General features: G+C 73.1%; 1 protein-coding gene. It reads right to left on the bottom strand.

Annotation, left to right across the window (positions count from 1 at the left end; all coding sequences use genetic code 11):
* Positions 1 to 744 (bottom strand): two-partner secretion domain-containing protein (locus GXW71_RS34595; protein ID WP_456316004.1); only part of this gene is annotated, 744 nt, incomplete at both ends.

The following is a 744-nucleotide window of genomic DNA, read 5'->3' as shown; positions in this document are numbered from 1 at the left end:
GCCGCGGCGCGGCCGATCCCTGCCGCGTCTGCCCGAAGGCGATCTCGCCGCCGCCCGCGGTGCCGGAGGCATCGATCCGTGCGCCGGCGGTCGCCAGCACGCGATCCGCCACCACCTCGATGGTGCCGCCGCGCTGCCCGGCGGCGATACCGCGGGCTTCCACCTGGCCTTCGATGATCACCGCACCGCCGGTACCGGCCACCACCACCTCGCCGCGACGCCCGGTCGCCGCATCGGTATTGGCCGAGATCCGCCCGCCGGCGCGCACCAGGTTCTGCACGATCCCATCGGCGGCGGCGGCGGTCAGGCTCACCCGGCCGCCATCGGCCTGCAAGGTGCCGTCATTGCTCACCAGCGCGCCGCCATCGGCTGGCCGCTGCCGCACCGGGCTGGTGATCTCGATCGACATCAGCCCATCGCCATGGAGGTCGATCACATGGGTCTCGGCACCCGCGATGGCGACGGTGCCGAGGCGCGCGCTGATCACGCCGCGATTGGCGACCTGCGGTGCCACCAGGGCCGCGATGCCGGCCTCGCGGGCGGTGATGGTGCCTTCGTTGAGGATGCGGGCATCGGCGCGGCCGGGGCGGTCGAAGACCATGCGGCCGCCGGCCATGAAGCGCTGGTTGGCGATATCGGCAGTGGAGACGATGACCGACTGCGCCTCGACGCGGGCACCCGGGGCGAAGATGACGCCGGACTGGTTGACGATGGCGATGCCGCCATTGGCGGTGACCTGCCCGG

It is taken from the genome of Plastoroseomonas hellenica, assembly GCF_018129085.1.
Classification (GTDB): Bacteria; Pseudomonadota; Alphaproteobacteria; order Acetobacterales; family Acetobacteraceae; genus Plastoroseomonas; species Plastoroseomonas hellenica.
This window is presented reverse-complemented; position numbering and strand designations above follow the sequence as displayed.